The 20005-nt window shown below is 60.3% G+C and carries 18 protein-coding genes; 3 read left to right on the plus strand and 15 right to left on the minus strand.

The window, feature by feature from the left end:
* Positions 1 to 3 precede the first annotated feature (3 nt).
* Both ABOK31_RS26390 and ABOK31_RS26395 read right to left on the minus strand, forming a co-directional pair.
* Positions 4 to 1494: a carnitine 3-dehydrogenase gene (locus ABOK31_RS26390; protein ID WP_349959714.1), complete on the minus strand. Its 1491-nt coding sequence runs from the start codon at positions 1492 to 1494 to the stop codon at positions 4 to 6.
* 7 nt (positions 1495 to 1501) lie between these two features.
* Positions 1502 to 2404, minus strand: coding sequence for a 3-keto-5-aminohexanoate cleavage protein (locus tag ABOK31_RS26395; protein WP_349959716.1), 903 nt, complete (start codon positions 2402 to 2404; stop codon positions 1502 to 1504).
* 106 nt (positions 2405 to 2510) lie between these two features.
* On the opposite strand from ABOK31_RS26395, the gene ABOK31_RS26400 reads away from it, so the two are divergent.
* On the plus strand, positions 2511 to 3503 hold the full coding sequence (locus tag ABOK31_RS26400) for a GlxA family transcriptional regulator (RefSeq protein WP_349959718.1): 993 nt from the start codon (positions 2511 to 2513) through the stop codon (positions 3501 to 3503).
* On the opposite strand, the gene ABOK31_RS26405 is transcribed toward ABOK31_RS26400, so the two are convergent.
* Complete coding sequence (locus ABOK31_RS26405; RefSeq protein ID WP_349959719.1) at positions 3478 to 4353, minus strand: LysR substrate-binding domain-containing protein; 876 nt, start codon at positions 4351 to 4353, stop codon at positions 3478 to 3480. The two genes, ABOK31_RS26400 and ABOK31_RS26405, sit on opposite strands and share 26 nt — an antisense overlap.
* Before the next feature lie 104 nt (positions 4354 to 4457).
* Between ABOK31_RS26405 and ABOK31_RS26410 the strand changes: the two genes are divergently transcribed.
* Together ABOK31_RS26410 and ABOK31_RS26415 are read left to right on the plus strand one after the other, a co-directional pair.
* A complete protein-coding gene (locus tag ABOK31_RS26410; RefSeq protein ID WP_174173038.1) occupies positions 4458 to 5366 on the plus strand; it encodes a DMT family transporter in 909 nt (302 codons plus the stop codon).
* Between the two features lie 333 nt (positions 5367 to 5699).
* Positions 5700 to 6062, plus strand: coding sequence for a hypothetical protein (locus ABOK31_RS26415; RefSeq protein WP_349959721.1), 363 nt, complete (start codon positions 5700 to 5702; stop codon positions 6060 to 6062).
* Positions 6063 to 6090: 28 nt separating this feature from the next.
* On the opposite strand, the gene ugpC is transcribed toward ABOK31_RS26415, so the two are convergent.
* From ugpC to ABOK31_RS26475, 12 genes are all read right to left on the minus strand, one after another.
* A complete protein-coding gene (gene ugpC, locus ABOK31_RS26420) occupies positions 6091 to 7155 on the minus strand; it encodes a sn-glycerol-3-phosphate ABC transporter ATP-binding protein UgpC (RefSeq protein ID WP_349959723.1) in 1065 nt (354 codons plus the stop codon).
* Between the two features lie 23 nt (positions 7156 to 7178).
* Complete coding sequence (locus ABOK31_RS26425; protein ID WP_349959725.1) at positions 7179 to 8693, minus strand: DUF5060 domain-containing protein; 1515 nt, start codon at positions 8691 to 8693, stop codon at positions 7179 to 7181.
* Positions 8694 to 8731: 38 nt separating this feature from the next.
* Entirely contained in the window at positions 8732 to 9595 is an 864-nt protein-coding gene (locus ABOK31_RS26430; RefSeq protein ID WP_349961321.1) for a carbohydrate ABC transporter permease, read from the minus strand.
* Between the two features lie 20 nt (positions 9596 to 9615).
* A complete protein-coding gene (locus ABOK31_RS26435) occupies positions 9616 to 10515 on the minus strand; it encodes a sugar ABC transporter permease (RefSeq protein ID WP_174173034.1) in 900 nt (299 codons plus the stop codon).
* A 96-nt stretch (positions 10516 to 10611) separates the two neighbouring features.
* Positions 10612 to 11865 (minus strand): extracellular solute-binding protein, encoded by a 1254-nt coding sequence (locus tag ABOK31_RS26440; protein WP_349959727.1) that lies wholly within the window; start codon positions 11863 to 11865, stop codon positions 10612 to 10614.
* Between the two features lie 87 nt (positions 11866 to 11952).
* Positions 11953 to 12591 (minus strand): dihydroxyacetone kinase subunit DhaL, encoded by a 639-nt coding sequence (gene dhaL / locus ABOK31_RS26445; RefSeq protein ID WP_174173032.1) that lies wholly within the window; start codon positions 12589 to 12591, stop codon positions 11953 to 11955.
* On the minus strand, positions 12588 to 13607 hold the full coding sequence (locus ABOK31_RS26450) for a dihydroxyacetone kinase subunit DhaK (RefSeq protein ID WP_174173031.1): 1020 nt from the start codon (positions 13605 to 13607) through the stop codon (positions 12588 to 12590). The genes dhaL and ABOK31_RS26450 overlap by 4 nt, the downstream gene beginning before the upstream one ends.
* Before the next feature lie 59 nt (positions 13608 to 13666).
* Positions 13667 to 15547: a hypothetical protein gene (locus ABOK31_RS26455; protein WP_174173030.1), complete on the minus strand. Its 1881-nt coding sequence runs from the start codon at positions 15545 to 15547 to the stop codon at positions 13667 to 13669.
* Positions 15544 to 16578 carry a Gfo/Idh/MocA family oxidoreductase gene (locus ABOK31_RS26460; RefSeq protein ID WP_349959729.1) on the minus strand — a complete coding sequence of 345 codons (1035 nt, stop codon included), beginning with the start codon at positions 16576 to 16578 and terminating at the stop codon, positions 15544 to 15546. The genes ABOK31_RS26455 and ABOK31_RS26460 overlap by 4 nt, the downstream gene beginning before the upstream one ends.
* Before the next feature lies 1 nt (position 16579).
* A complete protein-coding gene (locus ABOK31_RS26465) occupies positions 16580 to 17644 on the minus strand; it encodes an ABC transporter permease (protein ID WP_075854207.1) in 1065 nt (354 codons plus the stop codon).
* On the minus strand, positions 17641 to 19194 hold the full coding sequence (locus ABOK31_RS26470) for a sugar ABC transporter ATP-binding protein (RefSeq protein WP_349959731.1): 1554 nt from the start codon (positions 19192 to 19194) through the stop codon (positions 17641 to 17643). Before ABOK31_RS26470 ends, ABOK31_RS26465 begins: the two co-directional genes overlap by 4 nt.
* The gene (locus ABOK31_RS26475) at positions 19191 to 19835 is read right to left on the minus strand and encodes a DUF2291 domain-containing protein (RefSeq protein ID WP_075854209.1); all 645 of its coding nucleotides are present in this window, start codon (positions 19833 to 19835) and stop codon (positions 19191 to 19193) included. Before ABOK31_RS26475 ends, ABOK31_RS26470 begins: the two co-directional genes overlap by 4 nt.
* Between the last annotated feature and the right edge of the window lie 170 nt (positions 19836 to 20005).

Raw genomic sequence — 20005 nt, forward strand, 5'->3', positions numbered from 1 at the left:
CTCCTAGCGTTTTTGTCCCACATGACGGCCGGCTCCCTCCGGCGTGTTCAAGGCTGCGTGCGCGGCGGCAATCGGCCTCAGCTTCGCCAGCACCTCCTCCGGTGCGGCAACGGCTCTGCCTGCCTTCGCATCAACATGCAACAGCATCTGTTCCGCCGTGGCGATTACGTCGCCGCTCGCGGTGTCGTACAGCGCGTGGAAGACATGCAGCCGCTTTTCGTCCGATGCGAGGATCTGCGCGGTCGAATGGATGGCCTGTCCGAGCTTGGCTTCGCCAAGATGGCGAATATGGGTCTCCACCGTGTAGTAGCTATGGCCGCGCTCGACATAATTGAGATCGACGCCGATCAGGCGCAGCAGCGCATCCGACGTGTCGCCGAAGACCTGCAGATAGCGATGCTCGGTCATGTGGCCGTTATAGTCGACCCATGCCGGGCTGACCTTGGTGTCGATCAGGCGCAGCGGTCTTGTAACGTCCAGCGTCTCTTTCTTGCCCCCGCCGGCTGCCCAAAGATGTTGCTCGAAATCCTTCAGCAGCTTGCCGGCGCCCCAGCCCTTGCCGCCATGGCTTGCCTTGAGGCTCTGGAAGATGCCGACGAGATTTTCGTCGCGGATGCGCTCGAGTTCGCGGATCGACAGGCCATCCGCTTGTTCGTCCGACTGCTGGCCGATCTTTTCGACAAGGGCATCGTCGAGATCGACGACATCCATCAGCTTGGTCCAGTTCCATTGCAGGGCAGGGCCGAACTGCGCCAGGAAGTGACGCATGCCCGCTTCGCCGCCTGCGATGCGATAGGTCTGGAACAGGCCCATCTGCGCCCAGCGCAGGCCGAAGGAGTAGCGGATGACATCATCAAGCGTCTCGACGGTGCAGATATCGTCCTTGATCAGCCACAGCGCCTCGCGCCAGAGGGCTTCCAGCAGGCGGTCGCCGACGAAAGCCTCGATCTCCTTGGCGATATGCACGCCCTTCATGCCGATGGGCGGCAGGCGCTCCATCGCCGCCTGGATGGTCGCGGCGCTGGTCTTTTCGCCGCCGACGATCTCGACGAGCGGTAGGAGATAGACGGGATTATAGGGATGGGCGACGAACAGGCGCTCGGGATGACGCATGTCGCGTTGCAGGTCGGTCGGCAGCAGCCCCGACGTGGATGAGCCGATCAGCGCATCCGGCTTTGCCGCCGCATCGATCTGCGTCAGCACATTGCGCTTGAGATCGAGCCGCTCGGGCACGCTTTCCTGGATCCAGTCGGCGCCGGCGACGGCCGCTTCCAGCGTATCCCTGAATGTCAGTTTGCCGCGTGGCGGAAGCGGTGCGCCGGTGAGCATCGCATAGGCTTTTTCGGCATTCGCCAAAACCTCGCCGACGATGCGGGTTGCCTCCGGGTGCGGATCGTAGACATCGACATCGATGCCCGCGAGCAGGAAGCGGGCGATCCATCCGCCGCCGATGACGCCGCCGCCGATGCAGGCCGCCTTGTTGATCTTGGTCATCGGGGCCTCAGCGCTTCGTCAGTTTCAGCTTCTTGCGGACATCTTCGGGGCCGATGATGCGCGCGCCCATGCCCTCGACCACCTGCACTGCCTTTTCGACGAGCTGCGCATTGGTCGCCAGCATGCCTTTTCCGGCATAGAGATTGTCTTCCAGCCCGACGCGGACATTGCCGCCGGCAAGGATCGCCGCCGCCGGGTAGGCGAGAGCGTTGCGACCGATGGAAAAGGCCGAGAAGGTCCAGCTTTTGGGAACGTTATTGACCATCGCCATAAAGGTGTTGAGGTCATCGGGCGCCCCCCAAGGGATGCCCATGCAGAGCTGGATGAGGACCGGATCCTCGATCAAGCCCTCCTCGGCAAGCTGTTTGGCAAACCAGAGATGTCCGGTATCGAAGGCCTCGATCTCAGGGCGCACGCCGAGATCGGTCATCTTCTTTGCCATGGCCCTTAGCATCGAGGGCGTGTTGGTCATGACATAGTCGCCAAGATTGAAGTTCATCGTGCCGCAATCGAGCGTGCAGATTTCCGGCAGGCATTCGGCCACGTGGCTGACGCGCTCGGAGGCGCCTGCCATGTCGGTGCCCTTGACATTCAGCGGCAGCGGGCTCTCGACATCGCCGAAAATCAGGTCGCCGCCCATGCCGGCGGTCAGGTTCAAGACGACATCGATATCGGCCGAACGGATCCGGTCCGTGACTTCCCTATAGAGTTCGTTGCGGCGGCTGGCAGCGCCCGTTTCCGGATCGCGGACATGGCAGTGAACCACTGCCGCCCCAGCCTTGGCGGCGTCGATCGCGGAGTCGGCGATCTGCTTGGGAGTGATCGGAACATGGCTGGATTTGGAAACCGTGTCGCCGGCGCCGGTCACGGCACAGGTGATGAAGACATCGCGGTTCATCGCAAGAGGCATTTTTGTTCTCCCTCGTATTAAGGACATTACGAGCCATGAGACGCCTTCATGCTTTGCATTATCGGAAACATTCTATACAGTTTCGGAATGATCGAAGGATTGCTGAATGCAGACATCGGCCAACGAGACACTCGACATCGACCTTTTGATCCTTCCGGAGACGAACCTGATCCTGATCGCGTCGGTGATCGAGCCGCTGCGCGGTGCCAACCGTATTTCCGGAGCCGAGCTTTATCGCTGGCGTCTCTTCACGCCGGATGGATTGCCCGCGGAAACGACCAGCCTTATCCCGGTGCCGGCGTGCTCCAGCTTCCGGCCGACCTCGGATACCGCGCCGCTTTTCGTGCTCGCCAGCTACAATTGGCGGCGCAGCGCGACGCAGGCGCTGAAGATGCAGCTGTCGCAAACCGCACGCCACCGCTCGATGGTCGCCGGCATCGAGTCCGGTACCTGGCTGCTTGCCGAGGCGAGCCTGCTCGACAATGTCTCTGCTGCCGTCCATTGGGAGGACTACGACGATTTCGCGCTTGCCTATCCGCAGGTACAGGCGGTCAGGGACCGTTACGTGATCGACGGCAAGCGGATTACCACGGCGGGTTCGTTGCCGACGGTCGATCTGATGCTGGAGCTTATCCGGCGGCGGCAAGGCTATTCGCTTGCGCTCGAGGTCAGCCGCCTGTTCATCTACGAGCCGGCGAGCACGCAGAGCGCGGCGGAGCTTTCACCATCGACGGCCGGTCTGCGTATGCGCGATCCGCGCGTGGCCCAGGCGATCCGTCTGATGGAGGATCATATCGAGCAGCCGCTGGTGCTTACGCGCCTTGCCCGCCGCATCGGCGTCAGCGCGCGTCATTTGCAGGCGCTTTTCCAGGAGAGCATCGGTGCGCCGCCGCATGTGCACTATCTGGCGCTGAGGCTCAATGCGGCGCGGCGCAAGGTCATCGAGACGAAGGCCTCGTTCGCTGAGATCGCGGCTGCGACAGGCTTCAACTCAGCGTCGGCCTTTTCCCGCAGCTATCGCGCCAGCTTTTCGGAAAGCCCATCCGGCACGCGCCGCAGGCTGCGTCGACGCTCTATGGCTGCAGCAGAGCCGACATAGGCTGGAAGGCCTCGCGCACCATTTCCGCCAGTTCGCGGATCGCCTCGCTCGAATGATAAGGGTTGCGGCGAAGCACGACGCGCGACGAATCGACCGGCGGAAAACCGTCGTCGCTCGTGAGCTCCCGACAGCTATGCGGAATGTTGCTGCGCGACAGCGTCGTCACCGCAAGCCCGGCGGAGACAGCATTCTTCAAACCCGAGCTCGTGTCGGCGATGAAGGCGATGCGATAACGCCGCCCGACTTGCTCCAATGATTTCAGAGCAAAATCGCGACACCACGTCGAATCCCGATAAACGGCGATGGGGAGAGGTGTCGCCTCATGCACGCGATGTACCACTGATGTCACCCAGACTGTCGGATCGATACAGAGAACTTCGCCGTTGCTCTGGTTATTCCAGTCGAAGACAACGGCCAGGTCCAGCTCATCTTTTTCCAGCGCCGCCAGATTATGTGCCGTGTAATCGCAGGAGACAGTGACTTCGACGGCCGGATGCCTGACTGCGAAGGCGGCCAAGGCGGCGGGAAGAATGGTCTGGCTGTATTCCTCGGGAATGCCGATCCGGACTGGTCCGTCCAGCGGCTTCGTGCGGATATTCGCAGCCGCCTCGTTCAGAAGCTCGATCACGCGCTGTGCGTAGGGAAGCAATTGAGTGCCGGCGCGGGTAAGAACGGCCCCGCGAGCGCTTCTTTCGAACAGCGTTTCGCCGATCGTCTCCTCGAGCCGCTTGATCTGGGCGCTGACGGCCGATTGAGTGCGGCCGATCCTTTGAGCGGCCGTGGAAAAATTGGATGTCTCGGTGATGACGAGAAAGGTCCGCAGCAGGTCGCTTTCGATTGGTTCGCGCATGGCAGGCCACAAATATTTCTGATAGCTACTATCTCTACTATTCGTTTGCCTGATGTCAAATATCGGCGCACACAGGGGCGTTCCTTCGTTCCTCGAGTCCATACATGACATTCCAGTTTCCGGCCCGCTCCGCTTTTGCCAGCGAATATGAGAGGGGCGTTATACTTGTGGCGACAGCAATGCTTGCGTGGAGCTGCAGCGGCATCTACGCACGCCTGCTGACCACGGACATATGGACGGCGATCGCCTGGCGATCGTTGTTCGGTGGCCTGTTCCTGCTGATCCCCAGCTTTTTCCTCGAAGGCGGGTTTTCGCGGCGGCAATGGGCGTCGATCTTTCATCCTGCCGGGCTGGCGATGCTGGCCTGCCAGACCATCAGCCAGGCGTGCTTCATCGGCGCGCTTTATACGACCACGGTCGCAAACGTGACCATGATCTATGCGACCGCGCCATTCATTGCCGCGTTCCTCAGCTGGACCATGCTGAAGGAGCGGGTGGCAAAGCGGACGCTGATCGCCGGTGGCATCTGCCTCATCGGCGTCGCGGTCATCGTCGCCTCCTCGATCGGCGGAGGTACGGGTGTCGGCGATCTGCTGGCGCTCGGCATGACGGTTACCTTCGCCCTCATCATCGTCATACCCCGCATGGATCCGAGCATCCCGATCCTGCCGTCGAGCGTCGTCAGCGGGCTTTTGACATTCGTCGTCTTCGTTCCCTTCGCGTCGACGAGCTCGGTGGACATTCACAACTGGCTGTTGCTGGCGGCTTTCGGCGCTACGAATTTCGCATTGGCCTTCGTTCTTTTCCTTTTCGGGTCGAGAAAGATGCCTGCCGCCGATGCGGCCCTCATCAGTTCGATGGAGATCGTCCTGACGCCGTTCTGGGTCTGGCTGTTCTTCTCAGAGATGCCGCCGGTTGCCACCTTTATCGGTGGCGCGATCATTTTCGCGACGATCGTCTGGCACACGGCCATCGACCTCAGACATAGCCGCCGCCGTCGTGCACCGGTCTAGTGGACGGCGGGGATCATGCTCCCGCCTCGGCGGATTGGACCCGGCTTTGGCAGCATCCGCGCCGAAATCCGTGTTGCGCTATGCATCGCTCGTATCTGCGCCGCCATATGGGCCGAGATTTTCTAAGACAATTCCATGTAGTTAAGCTATTAGATTTTATAATAAGATCAATATTATAAATATCTTATGATAAAAATCTAATGTTGTTTATGAAGTCGTTCTTTGGCGTGCTCGCCGAACCGTCATCGTTCTGAAACAAAATGTAACAACTCATAACACCGCGTTACGTCCGAATCGGTATATTCCGCTCGTGTATAAACGAGAGGTCCCTTGATGCAGGCTAACCATGTACCGTCCCCCTCGCAGGCCGATGTGCTGATCTGTCTCGATAATCAGCAGGTTGCGTCTCGCATCGGCTCGGTTCTGGCGGAGCAGGGATTGTCGGTGGCTGCCATACCGGCGACGGGTATTCGGGAATGGTTTGAACCGAACGGCTGCAAACTTGTCGTCACACATACGGCGATGATCGGCGATGTGCGCACGCGGCTGAACTTGCCGATCGTCAATCTTGAAGCGTTCATCTTCGATCGCCCGGATCATGTGGCCGAGGGTGCTGCGCGTCAGTTCGATGGCGAGGCATTCATCAAGCGGGTATTCTCCGTCATGAGCGGTACTCAAAAGCGCGCGGCTGGCTGATCCGAGCCAACCGGCTCTTCGGTGTCCTCTACAGCCGCTGCTGACTGGCCTTGTCGAAGAAATGCAGGTTCGGGGTCTTCAGCGAGAGCTGAACCTTCTGGCCAGGCGTCAGTTCTGCCCGCTCTCTCATCACCCAGGTCAATTCCTTGCCTTCCAGATCGAGCGCGACATGCGTTTCCGAGCCAGTGGGTTCGACGACCGTGACGGTTGCGGCCACACCGCCTTCGGAGGCGAAGGAAATATCCTCCGGACGCACGCCCAGAACGACCTCCCGGCCATCCGATTGGGCCGGGGCGTTCGACAGTTCGATGCGGGTACCGGTCGGCAGTACCAGTGCTGAAGAAGCCCCGCCCGTGATCTTGCCTTCGAGAAAGTTCATGGCCGGTGAGCCGAGGAAGCCGGCGACGAAGACATTTTTCGGACGATCGTAAAGCTCAAGCGGCGAGCCCACCTGCTCGACCTTTCCGCCCTGCAGCACGACGATCTTGTCGGCCATGGTCATCGCCTCGATCTGATCGTGGGTCACGTAGACGATCGTCGTCTTCAGGCGCTGATGCAGCGCCTTGATTTCGGCGCGCATCTTCACGCGCAGCTTGGCATCGAGATTGGAAAGCGGCTCGTCGAAGAGGAAGACCTTGGGGTCGCGCACGATGGCGCGGCCCATGGCGACGCGCTGGCGCTGGCCACCGGAAAGCTGGGCGGGTTTGCGCTCCAGCAACGGCTGCAGACCCAGTATCTTGGCGGCTTCACCGACCTTCTGGTCTATCTCAGCCCGCTTTGCGCCGGCAAGCTGCAGCGCAAAGCCCATGTTCTGCGCCACGGTCATCTGCGGATAGAGCGCATAGTTCTGGAAGACCATCGCGATATCGCGATCCTTCGGCGGCAGGTCGTTGACGACCCGGCCGCCGATCGAGATCTCACCGCCGGTGATGTCCTCGAGCCCGGCAATCATGCGCAGCAGTGTAGACTTGCCGCAGCCCGATGGGCCGACGAGAATGACGAATTCGCCGTCCGAGATTTCGACATCGACGCCATGGATAATGTTTACCGCGCCGTAGGACTTCCTGACGTTCTTGATAGTCAATCCGGACATGACATTCTTCCCTTCTGGATCGATCAGTGCTTCTTGCGGATGCGGAGCGCCTGGTATGGCTTGCCCGGCAGTTCCACGCCGAAAGCGGCATCCGCCTTGCCGCCGCGCACGATCGCGCCGTGGCGCGTCGGATGCGGGATCGGTGCTTCCACCTTCTTTGCGGGCGTGATCGTCATCTCCCATGTGTCGATGATGTCGACGTCATAGTCCGTCCCGTCCTTCGGCAGGCCGGTGGACCAGATGACAGGCTGGTGTTCGCCGAGATAGATATAGCTGACCTCACCGTCACGCGCGCCGGAAACGCGCGTCCATGGCCACTCGCCGTAGGAGGACATCGGTTCCAGGCCGTTGACGACATCCTGCTCCAGGAGATCGCGCAGGAAGCCGATGCGCTTCCAGGCTTCGCCGCGCAGTTCGCCGCCCTTCGCCCACCAGATCAGATCTTCCGGATGCGAATAGGTTTCGCCGTGGCCGGCATAGCCGCCACGCGTCACCGTGATCCAGAAGCGATGGACAAGCTCCTCAGCCGTCAGGTTGCCCCAGGACTGGATGATGTTGCCTTCATATTCCGGCTCGTCGTTGACGACAGGCTTGCCATAGGCTTCACGCCATTCCTGCGTGCGCTTCACGTCCCAGTTCTGGATGCAGGTATGGGTGACCCAGGGCTTTCGATGATCGAAGTTCATCGTCGGCTCGCCGTTGTGGATGGATTTCAGGTGGCCGTAGGGATCGTTCTCTTCGAGAATGTGGAAATAGCGATCCCACTGTTGCAACGGCTTGGTGTCGAGAAGGAAGTCATACTCGTTGGCAAGCGCCCACCAGACGTTGCGATAGGCGGCAAGCCGCGCCGCGAGATAGGCGACGTAACGGAAATCCTGTTCGGCCGACATATCGGCATAGCCCCAGCGATCATAGGGGTGGAACATGATGATGTCGGCTTCGATGCCGAGCGCGCAGAGGGCAGCGACCTGCTTTTCAAAGTGCTGGAATAGGACCGGGTTCGGCCGATCGAAGTCTTCCTTCCCATCGGCGCCCTTCTCGAAGCAGGCATAAAGAGGTTCATTGACGTTATAGGGATAGTCCTTGGGGAACACGCCCATGCGGATCTTATTGAAGCGCGACTTCTTCAGCGTTTCGAGCGTCTGCGCTTGCATGTCGAGTGGCTGGTGCGTCCAGGCATAGCAGGTCGTGCCGAACGACAGGAAAGGCTTGCCGTCGGCATAGGCGAAATGGAACTTGTTGTGGACGTGCACGGGGCCATGGTTGCCTTCGGACGGCTTGGTTGCGACGAAAGAGCCGGTCTTGCCATCCAGTTCCGATGTCTTTGAGCGCGTACGGAACGACCATTCCCCTTCATTGTCCGGCATGAAGCGAACGCGATAGATGCCGTCGCCATCGTAAAAGCCGGGCACGCGGACTTCGCGGCTGTTCTGGCTGAAAACGGCATCGAATGCCACATCGAGATAGGGATTGCCACCGGAAGGGCCATTGAAGGCCGCTTCGAAAACTCCCCATTTTTCGACGGACGCGTTGGACATGATGTTCTCCTCGGAAGATGTATGGATGGTGCGACCGCTCAGCCCTTGACCGCGCCGGAGGTGAGGCCGGAGACGAAGTAGCGCTGGAAGATCAGATAAACGATGGTGGCCGGCAGCACGGTCATGACGATTGCGGCGTTTAACTGCCCGTAATCATTGGAAAACTGACCCTGGAAGGACATGAGGCCAAGCGGCAGCGTCCACATGTGCTGATCCTGCAGCAGCACGAGCGCCATCGCGAATTCATTCCACGTCGAGACGAAATCCAGGATCAGCAGCGCGGCGAGCACCGGCAGGCAGACGGGCAGGAATATCCGGCGGAAGATAGTGAAGTGGCTCGCGCCGTCAATCAACGCGGCTTCCGACAGTTCCTTCGGGATGCCTTTGAAGAAGCCATGCAGGATGAAGACCTGATAGGGCACGCCGAAGGCGATATAGGGCAGGATCACGCCTGGATAGGTGTCGATGAGCCCGAGCGAATTGACCAGAGTGAACAGCGGCGCCAGCATGACCTGGAAGGGGATCATGGTGCCAAAGACGATGGCAAGCAGCAGCAGCTTGCTGAACCGCATGCGGATCTTGGCAAGCGCATAGGCCGCCATTGCCGAGAGGATGAGCCCGAGCGGCACCTTGATCACGGTAATAATGGCGCTGTTCAGGAAGGCGTTGGCGAAATTGCCGCGGCCCCAGGCGCTTGAATAGTTCTCGAAGGCCGGATCGAGCGGGGGCATGAAGGCGCCCGTCGAGGTCACATCGGCTTGCGTCTTCAGCGAGGTGAAGACGATGAAGACGAAAGGTGCGAGCCAGATCGCCGCGACGACGAGGAGCGCGATCCACAAGCCGATCAGGACAGGGTCGCGCTTGCGCTTTGCAGGCGTGATGGTCTCGAAGCCATCAGACATGGATGTTGCCGATGCTGCCGTCATTGCTCGGCCTCCTCATGCTTCTGCGTCCAGCGCAGGTAGGGAATGACGACGACGATGGTGATGAGCAGCAGGACGACCGAGATCGCAGCGCCGCGGCCGAAATCGAAGATCTGCATGGCCTGCGTGAAGGCCCAGAGCGCCAGCATCTGCGTGGATTGCGCCGGCCCGCCGCCTGTCAGGCCGTAGACGATATCGAAGGCCTTGAGCGACGAGATGACCGAGAGGACCAGCACGATGGTCAGTGTCGTGCGCAGCGCCGGCAAAGTGACGTAGCGGAAGATGTTCCAGCGTCCGGCGCCGTCGATGCGGGCTGCTTCCACCAGCGTCTGCGAGACATTCTGCAGGCCCGCGAGAAACAGGACCATGGAAAAGCCGACGGATTGCCAGAGATAGGCAACGAAGACGGAATAAAGCGCGATATCCTTGTCGCCGAGCCAGTCCTGAATCCAGCCCTGCAGACCCATCGAGGTCAGGATTTCGGTGAAGAGACCGAAGAAGGGATCGTACATCCACTTCCACATCGTCGCGACCGCGATCGGGGCGATGATAACAGGCAGATAGAAGATGGCACGGAAGGTATTGCGGGCAAAGAGCTTCTGATTGAGGCTCAATGCCAGCAACAGGCCGACCATGGGCGGAAAGATCACGCACATGATCGTCCAGATCACGGTGTTGCGGAAAGCAACCCAGAAGACCGGGTCCTGCGTGAAGATATATTGATAGTTTGCCAGTCCGACGAACGGGCGCTGCGGATCGAGGCCGTTCCATTTCTGGAAGCTCAGCACCACCACGTTCAGCATCGGATAAAGCGCGAAAATCGCGTAGATCAGCATGGCCGGCGCAAGCAGGATCGCTGCCTGTACGCGGGGATCATGTGTTCGATTGCGGAATGACATTCTGATTGCTCCCGGCGGCAGCTGACGCGTGGGCATAAGGGTGAGGGAGGCCGTCCGCCGCGATTGACAATCGGAGCGGCGACCTCCCTCGATCGATCAGGTGCGACCGGCGATGAAGGTCTGCAGCTGCTTGGCAGCATCTGCCGGCTGGATGTTGCCGGAGGCGACATCGTTGATTACGCGGAAGTATTCGGTTGTGACGTCAAGCGGAAATGCCTGGTCGCCATTCATGTAGACCTTGCTATAGGTCTTGAAGATCTCAAGCCATTTCGCCTCGAGCGGCTTCTGGTCGGTGTACTGAACATTCTTGTTGACCGAGATCGAGCTGATCTGCCCGACGAGATCCTGCTGCACCTTGGTCGACAGGAAATAGTCGAGGAATTTTGCGGCGAGATCGGGATTCTTGCTCTTGGTGCTGACGTAATTGTACTCGGCGAAACCGTAGAGGCGGTTCGTGTTCGTCGGGAACGGCACGACGCCGTAATCGTCGAGGTTGACCTTGCTACCGCTCAGCTGGCTGACCAGCCAGTCGCCTTCGAGCATCATCGCGGCGCGGCCGGCGACGAACAGCGTATAGGACTGCTGGTTGCTGATGCCCATGAAGGGCTTCAGCGTGTAGTCCTTCGTCCACTTGGCAAATTCTGTGAAGGCATCGGTGGCGCAGGGCTCCTTCGTCCAGTCGGCCTTCATCGCCATCAGCGCGTCATGCTTGTCGGCGCCACATTTGGTTTCGAGCAGCACGTCCATCAGGCGCATGACGTGCCAGTTGACCGAGCCGCCAAAGGTGAAGGCGGGAATTCCGGCTGCCTTGAGTTTGTCGGCTGCCGTCAGCAGCTCCTCGTAGGTCTTCGGCTCACCGGTGATGCCGGCCTTCTGGAAGAGCTTCTTGTTGTAGTAGATCGCTTCGCCCTTGAAGGTGAAGGGAACACCGTGCTTGCCGCCCGGATAGAGATCGGCAAAAGCGGCAGCAGAGGGAAGCAGTTCGTCGTTCCACTTATACTGGGTATAGTATTTGTCGAGGGGCAGCGACAAGCCTGCCTTCACATATTCGCCGCCGAGGCCAAGGCCGGCCCAGCTGAAATAGATATCCGGTCCCTTGCTGGAGCCTGCCGCCACGCGAAGGGCGGTCTTGTGTTCGTCAACGCCGCGCTGGACGATTTCGACATGGGTGCCGGGATTAGCGGCCTCGAAGTCTTTCGCCACCTTCTTCAGCGCGCCGTTTGCTGCGCCATTGTCGAAGTTCAGCGTCCACAGCGTCAGGTCTTCTGCGGCGACGCTGGTCGCCGAAAAAGCAGCCGCCGCCATTGCAGCAGCGCCGAACCAACGCGCATATTTGAAGTTGCCAGCCATCTCCCGTCCTCCTCTGAGCAAAGCTGAGGGCGGTTTTGACAAATCGTTGTCAACATGTCAACTGGTATGATGAGCTTATCAGCAGTATCACATGAAGTGATCGTGAAAGCAGGCCATGATGATGACGGCCGACGCCGCGCCGGGGTCCATGTGTCCCAAGGCTCGATCGCCGAGGCGCGATGACCGGCCTTTTGCTGCAATCATATCTTTCGTTGCTTCTGCTCCTGCCTCGCCGGCCTTAAGACTAGCGGCTAGACATTCAGCAAGCGACAAGCCTTGATCTCGGGCGGTACGGCAGGCTGCAGCGGCGGGCGCCCAGGCATCGACCATGGTCTTTTCGCCGACCTCTGCCTTGCCTCGATCCTGAATGCCTTTGGCAAAGGCCGAAAATACCTCGACCACATCGTCCTCGCTCAACGAAACCTTCCCCTTGGCGACGGCGCCCGCGCGCATAAGCGCCGTCGCATAAAGCGGTCCGGATGAGGCGCCTACGGCATTGAGGAAGGATTTCGCGGCCGTGTTGAAGACCAGTGTCGGGTCGCATGTCGACGAATCCAGCTCCGAAACCGCCTTGGCGACGGCGGCAAAGCCGAGTTCCATGGCGATGCCATGATCGGCATCGCCGATCACGCCATCCAGCTCGCAGAGACGATCCTTTTCGCGTGCCATAGCCTCAGCAATTCGCACGAAAAGCGACTTCAGCTCTTCCGTTCCGATCATGGTCATGACAGCGCCTCGCCGGATCGGAACATGGCACAATCGCAGGGGTGGTCGATCAGCTGCTGCAGCTCGTCGTTAAGATGCATGAGCGTGATCGATGCACCGGCCATTTCCAACGACGTGCAGTAATTGCCGACCAGCGACAGGTGAATGACGAGGCCGGCATCGTCGAGCATGGTCTTGAGCTTGCGCATCATGATGTAGAGTTCCATGAGCGGCGTCGAGCCCAGCGAATTGACGAGCACGGCAACCCGGTCGCCGCGCGCCGGCTTCATTTCGTCGAGGATCTTGCCGACGAGTTCGTTCGTCACTTCGTCAGCCGACCGCATCGGCCCGCGCGCGACGCCGGGCTCGCCATGGATGCCCATGCCGATTTCCATCTCGTCGGTGCCGATCTCGAAATTCGGCTTGCGGGTCTGCGGCAGCGAGCAGGGCGAGAGCGCGACGCCCATCGTATAGGTGCGTTCATTGGCGAAGCGCGCCACCCGTTCGACATCGTCGAAACCGTACATGAGATCGCAGGCGGCACCTGCGGCCTTGAAGATGAAGACATTGCCGGCAACCCCGCGACGGCGCTCCTTCTGATCGACCGGCGCAGAAGCGATGTCATCCGTCGTCAGCACGGTACGCACCTCGATCTCGTCCATGGCGAGCATTTCCGCCGCCATGTCGAAATTCATGACGTCGCCGGCATAGTTGCCGTACATGAACAGCACGCCGGCGCCGCCATCGACGGCCTTGGCGCATTCGATGATCGGGTCGGGTGGCGGCGAGGCGAAGACATTGCCGATAGCGGCAGCATCGGCCAGCCCCTTGCCGACAAAGCCGAGAAATGTCGGCTCATGCCCGGACCCACCGCCGATGACCAGGCCGACCTTGCCGGTCCGTGGACCATCGTTTGCGACGATCGAACGCGGCGATCCTTCGACAGCGCGCAGGTGGCGCGGATGAGCCGCCAAAATGCCGGCCAGCATCTCATCGACGGCGGCGGCACCTTCGTTGATCAATTTTTTCGTCTTCACGCCGATACTCCCAAATCATTGCGATTGTTGGGACTAACTTGCGCGTCTGCGAATGAAGGTCAATCCATCAAAGCCGCGGAAGCAGTGCTATAGGCATCAAGCGTGAGCCTCGTATTTCCGGGCTGCTCCAGCAGGCGGAACCTTCCCAGCTGGATCTGTTGCGAGGCGGGTGTGATGTTGACCAAATGGAGCTGTCGAGCCGTTCCAGGCTGCGCCGTGATAAAGGCGAGCACGGCGGTCTGATCGGACGACAGACACTCCTGCCACGGGCTGCCAGCGAGGCGAGACAAGGTGGAGACGACATTAAAAAGCGGTCGTGTGGTTCCCGTGGCCGATGGCTCCTCTTCTCCGGCGATCAGGCCGAAAGGCCCGGTCAGCGCCGAAAGCGTCAGACACTCCAATCCGGCATCGAGGATGCGGGCGGCATAGCCGAGCGCAAAGGCCTCGCCGAAGCGGGCATTGTGCCGCGGATCGGTGTTGGCCATGGCGATGCGTGCGCTATGGGGATTGTCCATGGTCCGGCTGCCATAGGGGTTCTGTCGCATCGGTATGGTCGAGGGGCCGATACGATAAGGCTTGTCACCGTAGATGGCGCGCACCGAGCGCGTGATGAAGGGCAGTGCTTCCAGCGTCTGCATGACGCTGAGATCGTCCGCCGCATGTACGATCGGATTGGTGCAATGGGTGATGAAGCCGAGCGTTTCGGCTGGCACCCGTTTGCGATTGAGTTCAGTAAAATAGCTGAGCATCCCGCCGCCAAGACGGATGCCGGGGAAGGCGGCGTGAGCTGCGGCATAAACCTCTTCGAGAGGCGGGCATTCGGGCCATTTACTGCCTGGCGGCGTCGATTGTCGATCGACGGAAGGCGATATGACGATGGCGTCGGGCTTGAAACCGGCATCTCGCATCAGGGTCGCGATCTGCTGCGCTTCGGCAAGCGGAGCAAGGCGGCAGGGCAATGCGATTTCCAGAGTCGATCGCCCGGCATGAAGTGCTGCGATGGGCGCAAAGGATTTGAAGGCATCAGCCCCGTGACCGGCATCAGGGTCGAAGTGGAAGAGCAATTCCTGCGGCGCGATTTCGCGCAGTCGACTGCAAGCAGCGAGCGTTGCTTCGGCTTCTTCGGGCGTAATGACGAGCCCGATCGCAGGCATGGTGCCGGAAGCTTCTCCCAGGTTCAACTTAATCGGGCGCCGATCCGCGACCATTGCCGGCACGGCTGCGGCACGCCGCATATCGCCTATTGAAAGAACGATCCGCTGGGGCATGGGCTCCCCGGCGGGAATACGATAGGGCCAGGGCAGGGCAAGCGGGCGAACATAGGTCTTATAGGAGGCATCCGACCAGTTGCGCTGGTCTTCCATTTCGAACGTGTCGCCTTCCATCCGGCACTCGGCCGTGACGTTCGACGTTACGCTATGCGTAATCGCCCGCATGTCCTTGAAGGGCTGCCATGGTTCGATCAAGTCGGGAAAATGCGTGCTCTCGTAGCTGCCATCGACATGCTCGACGGATACCGGCATGCCGGCAACACCGACGATCGGATGCAGGATGCAGAAGCCGCAGCGGTTGGTTTCGAAGCCGGCAGCCGAAAGCGCTTCAGCTTCGAAAGTCAGTGTTTCGCCCGCTTTCGCACTGATCTGTACATCGATTGCAAGTTCCGTATTTTCAGGACCTGAACAGCGTGCGAGGTAGCTGACGAAGAAGGCATTGTCGCGTTGATCGATCTGCAAATCCTCGATGACGGGCGCATAGGTGCCCCAATCGCGATCGCGAACCAGATAGGAAACTGCCCGTAAGACTTCGGTGCCGTCATAGCAAATCGAACGCAGATTGCCGTCCTTGAAGTCGGCGGTAAGCCTGCCAGCGGTCAACCGCACAGGCGGCATTTCTCTCTCATGTGTGCCATAGAGCTCGAATGGGTCGCTCTCGGTCGTCATCGCAACATGGCTCCGATGTCAACCGGGCGCCAGCTTGCCGCACTCTCATAGGCCGCCTCGACAAGCGCCAGCGTCTTGAGATTGTCAGCGCCTGACGTGGAGGTTTCGCCGCCATTGGCAAGGCGGTCGGCCCAATGCTGCTGGATCGCCAGGACGCTCTCCTGAATATTGTGCCAGGGACGCGAGGCCCAGGATAGAAGCCGAGGTGAAGCATCGGATACGGTCACGCCATCGGAACCGCTGACCTCAAGGCGATATCCCTGCGACAGCCGAATACTACCCTTCGTGCCGTCGAGTTCTATCAGAGTCTCGGGGAAAGGCTCCGTCGCAAGCTTGGAGGCGTAGCTGACGTCGACAATCGACGTCGCGCCGCTCTCATGGTCGAGCAGGATGGTGGCGACATCCTCGCCCTTGATCTTCGGATTGACCCGCTTGGTGCGGGCCGTCAGCGAAGCGACATCACCGAGGATGAAGCGGGCGATGTCGAGCGTATGAATGCCGAGATCCTCGATGATGAACCGTTCGCCTTCGGCCAGGTAAGGCTGGCCGGAAAACACATCGTAGCCGGAGCGGAAGGAGAAACGTCCCCAGAAGGGCTCACCGATCGCGCCCGACTGCAGAACAGTCTTGACGGCCTGAATGGGTGTCTGCCAGCGGAAGTTCTCATGCACCATCAGCGGCACGCCGGCCGTAGCACAGGCTGCAACCATTGCCTTGGCGTCGCTCAATGTTTTCGCGAACGGCTTCTGGCAGATCGCCGGGATCCTGTGGGATGCAGCCATCTCCACCAGGGCGCGATGGCTTGCGACCGTCGTTGCGATATCGACGAAGTCAAAGCCGCCGTCTGCAAACATCGCGGCGGCATCTGCATAGCGACGCTCAATGCCGAACTGATCGCCGACGAGCTTCAGCCGCTCCGGATCGCGGTCGCAGATCGCAACGATACGAGCGCCTTCGACGTCCTGCCACGCGTGCATCTGATTGATTGCGAAGAAGCCGCAACCGATCAATGCGCCCTTGAGTTCTGCCATTTCAGCCTGCCTTTGCCATTTGCATGAGAGTTACGCGCTGCTGGAGGCGCCGTTGCGCCTGATCCACAACGACAGCGATGATGATGACACATCCCTTGATCACCATCTGCCAGAAGGATGAGACGCCCATCATCACAAGGCCGTCCGAAAGGATGCCGATGACGAAGGCGCCGATGATCGTGCCGCCTATAGTGCCGCGGCCGCCCGACATGGAGGTGCCGCCGAGCACGGCTGCCGCGATAGCGTTCAGCTCGAAGCTTTCGCCGGTTGCCGGATGCGCCGCCATCAGCTCCGACGATATGACGATGCCGACGATGGCAGCGCAGAGCCCTGAGAACATGTAGACGAAGATCTTGACCACATCGACACGGATGCCGGACATGCGCGCGGCGCGCTCATTGCCGCCGACGGCGAAGATGTGCCGGCCGATCGGCGTCGAACGGGCGACATAGGCGGCGAGCAGCGCCAGCACGATCAGGATCCAGATGGAAACGGGCAGACCAAGCATGCGGCCGGCACCGAAGACGTCGAAGCCGGTCGTATCGTATTCCGGCCGTCCCACGAGGTTCGGGAAGGTCTGGCCGTCGGAAGACAGGAGCGCGAGGCCGCGGGCGATATAGAGCGTTCCGAGCGTGGCGATGAAGGGCGCAACGTTGAGCTTGGTAATGAGTAGCCCGTTGATGAGCCCGATCGATAGCCCGACGGCGAGCGTGATGAGAATGATCTCGTAGATGTTGAAGTAGACGGTATATCCGATCGGCAGTTCAACGCCGTTCAGGATGAGGGCGCCCGCCACCATGCCGCACAGGCCGACGATCGAGCCGACCGAAAGGTCAATGCCGCCGGTTACGATCACGAAGGTCATGCCCATGGCGAGGAAGGCGTTAAGCGCGACATGCTTCGACATCAGGATGATGTTGGCGGTCGAAGTAAAGTTCGGTGCGAAGATCGCAAAGAAGATGACGACGGCAAACAGCGCGATGAAGGTCCTGAGCTTCATCAGCGTCAGGAGAACGGAACCGTTCGAGCGATTGGTCGCAAAGGTAGAGGACGTATCTGCGGTCATGACGCGAGTTTCCCTGTATGTCCGTGTCCCTTGGCGGATGCCGCGATGATGGCTTCTTCCGTCGCTTCGCTTCTGTCGAGAACGGCCACGAGTTTGCCGTTGCTGAGCACAGCGATGCGGTCTGAAAGTGCCATGACCTCTTCAAGGTCGGAGGTTGAAAACAAGATTGCCAGGCCCTTGCCGGCGAGCTTGCGCATGGTGCGGAAGACATCCGCCTTGGCGCCGACATCGATACCGCGGCTCGGCTCGTCCATCAAAAGCACCTTCGGGTCGGTCATCAGAGCCTTGCCGATAACGACTTTCTGCTGGTTGCCGCCTGACATGGAGGTGACCTCGAAATCAGGATTGGGCGCCTTGATCGAAAGATCGCGGATCATGTCGCGAATGGCGTTCTTTTCGGCACCAGGATCGATATGGAAAAACAGCCGGGCGAAACGGCCGAGGCTCGCAAGCGTCAAATTGCTGGCGATGGACAGGACCTGCACCAATCCCTCGCGCTGACGGTCCTCCGGGATCAGTGCAAGACCCTGCCGGATCCGTCTGGTGGTATCGCGTGCGCGCACTTCCACGCCATCGATGTAGATCCGTCCGGTCGAATGCATGTGCCGGCCCATCACGCATTCGAAGAATTCGCTGCGTCCGGCACCCATCAGGCCGTAGATGCCGAGGATTTCGCCGGCACGCACCGACAGCGAGACATGGTCGACGGCAAGGCCGCCCGTGCGTCGCGGCAGGCTAATCTCCTCGGCACGGAAAGCTTCCTTGCCGATCGCATGGCCGCCGTCCTTGGCGAAGTCCTTCGCGTCGGATCCGATCATCGAGCGGACGATCCATTTCGTGTCGATATCGCGAACCATGGCCTGGCCGGTGATCTGCCCGTCGCGCAGCACGGTGATGTAATCGCCGATCCGCATCAGCTCTTCCAGCCGGTGCGAAATATAGACGATCGCAACGCCCTGAGCCTTCAGTTCTGCGATGACCTTGAACAGAATGTCGACTTCCGCCGCAGATAGCGCCGATGTCGGCTCGTCCATGATCAGGATACGGGCATTAAGCGAGATGGCCTTGGCGATCTCGACAAGCTGCTGCTGCCCGATCGGCAGGTCCTCCACCATGGTCTCGGCGCCTATGCCGGCATCGAGCCGGTCGAGAAACTCGTTGGCCCTTGCGATTTGCGCCTTGTGATCGATACCGAAGATGCCGCGGGTGATTTCGCGCGTGGCAAAGATGTTCTCGGCCACCGTCATGTTGGCGAAGAGATTGAGCTCCTGGAAGATCATGCCGATCCCGCGAGCCTGCGCGTCGGCCGGGCTGCTGAAGGAGACTTCCTCACCCTCGAGCAGGATGCGGCCCGAGGTCGGCCGTTCGACGCCGGCGATGATCTTCATCAGGGTAGACTTGCCGGCGCCGTTTTCGCCGACGAGCACATTGACCGCGCCGCGATGCAGCTCCAGGTTGGCGTGCTTGACGGCGACGATGCCGGAATAGACCTTGGAAACGTCCTCCAGGCGCAGGATGATGTCGTTGCTTGGCGTTTCGCTCATGGTCATTGCCCCAGGGTCAAGGCCGAAGGGGTGATCAGGGGAAGCTGGCCGGATGCGGGCAGCGGAAACGCGCCGGTCACCGTGATCGTCTTTCCGGTCAGCCCATCCCGGGGCAGGGCGGCCAGAAAGGATGAGTTTGCCTTCTCATTGAAGGCCTTGCCGAACTGAGCCCATTCGATCTGGTTCCTGAATTCGTTGAAATCCAGGAAGTCCAGCGCGTCGCGCAGCGCCGTGCCACGGATTGCCGGGCCAATCTGCACCTTCGCGTCCGCCTTGCCGTCGCCATCCACATCGACATCGAGGGTTCCGGCGCGCGAGGCGGTGTCGGCTGCGACGATCTTGCCGTTCAGCTTGACGGCATAAGTCCAGGGCGATGAGGCCTGTTTTCGCGGATTTCCATATTTGGCGCCGGCTTCGTCCGGATTTGCGGCTATGGCCTGCAACACCGTCTTGATATCGCCCGCGCGTTTATCAATGGCGGGCAGTACCTGGGACTGCCAGATCGCGTCGACCTTGGTTGCAGGGTCGAAGGCGCTCTTTGCCGCCTCCGCCGCCTTTTCCTCGGGCGTCGGTGTCTTGATAATCTTGCAGCCGGGCAATGCCGCGGCCAAAACAAGGGCCACGAGCGCGCCTCTGGTCCTCAACATGCAATGCACCTCGATCTCGCAGGAAAGACATCGGGAGAGCGCGGTTCTTCCGCGCCCTCCAGCTCGGAGCGTGATGCCGAAAAGTGTAGGCGGTTTTCGGACGACATCACGCTCTACTTCTTTGATGCTAGAGCGGATTCAGATTTTAGGTCGAACAGACCTTAAATCAT

The sequence above is a fragment of the Rhizobium sp. ZPR4 genome, assembly GCF_040215725.1.
In the GTDB taxonomy this organism is placed as follows: Bacteria; Pseudomonadota; Alphaproteobacteria; order Rhizobiales; family Rhizobiaceae; genus Rhizobium; species Rhizobium rhizogenes_D.

Excerpts from the sequence above, each read along its gene's own strand:
- ABOK31_RS26390 (WP_349959714.1), bottom strand. The coding sequence starts at position 1,494 with ATGACCAAGATCAACAAGGCGGCCTGCATCGGCGGCGGCGTCATCGGC.
- ABOK31_RS26440 (WP_349959727.1), bottom strand. The coding sequence starts at position 11,865 with ATGGCTGGCAACTTCAAATATGCGCGTTGGTTCGGCGCTGCTGCAATG.
- ABOK31_RS26455 (WP_174173030.1), bottom strand. The coding sequence starts at position 15,547 with ATGACGACCGAGAGCGACCCATTCGAGCTCTATGGCACACATGAGAGA.
- ABOK31_RS26425 (WP_349959725.1), bottom strand. The coding sequence starts at position 8,693 with ATGTCCAACGCGTCCGTCGAAAAATGGGGAGTTTTCGAAGCGGCCTTC.
- ABOK31_RS26470 (WP_349959731.1), bottom strand. The coding sequence starts at position 19,194 with ATGACCATGAGCGAAACGCCAAGCAACGACATCATCCTGCGCCTGGAG.
- ABOK31_RS26405 (WP_349959719.1), bottom strand. The coding sequence starts at position 4,353 with ATGCGCGAACCAATCGAAAGCGACCTGCTGCGGACCTTTCTCGTCATC.
- dhaL (WP_174173032.1), bottom strand. The coding sequence starts at position 12,591 with ATGACCATGATCGGAACGGAAGAGCTGAAGTCGCTTTTCGTGCGAATT.
- ABOK31_RS26415 (WP_349959721.1), top strand. The coding sequence starts at position 5,700 with ATGCAGGCTAACCATGTACCGTCCCCCTCGCAGGCCGATGTGCTGATC.
- ABOK31_RS26430 (WP_349961321.1), bottom strand. The coding sequence starts at position 9,595 with ATGTCTGATGGCTTCGAGACCATCACGCCTGCAAAGCGCAAGCGCGAC.
- ABOK31_RS26475 (WP_075854209.1), bottom strand. The coding sequence starts at position 19,835 with ATGTTGAGGACCAGAGGCGCGCTCGTGGCCCTTGTTTTGGCCGCGGCA.
- ABOK31_RS26395 (WP_349959716.1), bottom strand. The coding sequence starts at position 2,404 with ATGCCTCTTGCGATGAACCGCGATGTCTTCATCACCTGTGCCGTGACC.
- ABOK31_RS26465 (WP_075854207.1), bottom strand. The coding sequence starts at position 17,644 with ATGACCGCAGATACGTCCTCTACCTTTGCGACCAATCGCTCGAACGGT.
- ugpC (WP_349959723.1), bottom strand. The coding sequence starts at position 7,155 with ATGTCCGGATTGACTATCAAGAACGTCAGGAAGTCCTACGGCGCGGTA.
- ABOK31_RS26400 (WP_349959718.1), top strand. The coding sequence starts at position 2,511 with ATGCAGACATCGGCCAACGAGACACTCGACATCGACCTTTTGATCCTT.
- ABOK31_RS26410 (WP_174173038.1), top strand. The coding sequence starts at position 4,458 with ATGACATTCCAGTTTCCGGCCCGCTCCGCTTTTGCCAGCGAATATGAG.
- ABOK31_RS26435 (WP_174173034.1), bottom strand. The coding sequence starts at position 10,515 with ATGTCATTCCGCAATCGAACACATGATCCCCGCGTACAGGCAGCGATC.
- ABOK31_RS26460 (WP_349959729.1), bottom strand. The coding sequence starts at position 16,578 with ATGGCAGAACTCAAGGGCGCATTGATCGGTTGCGGCTTCTTCGCAATC.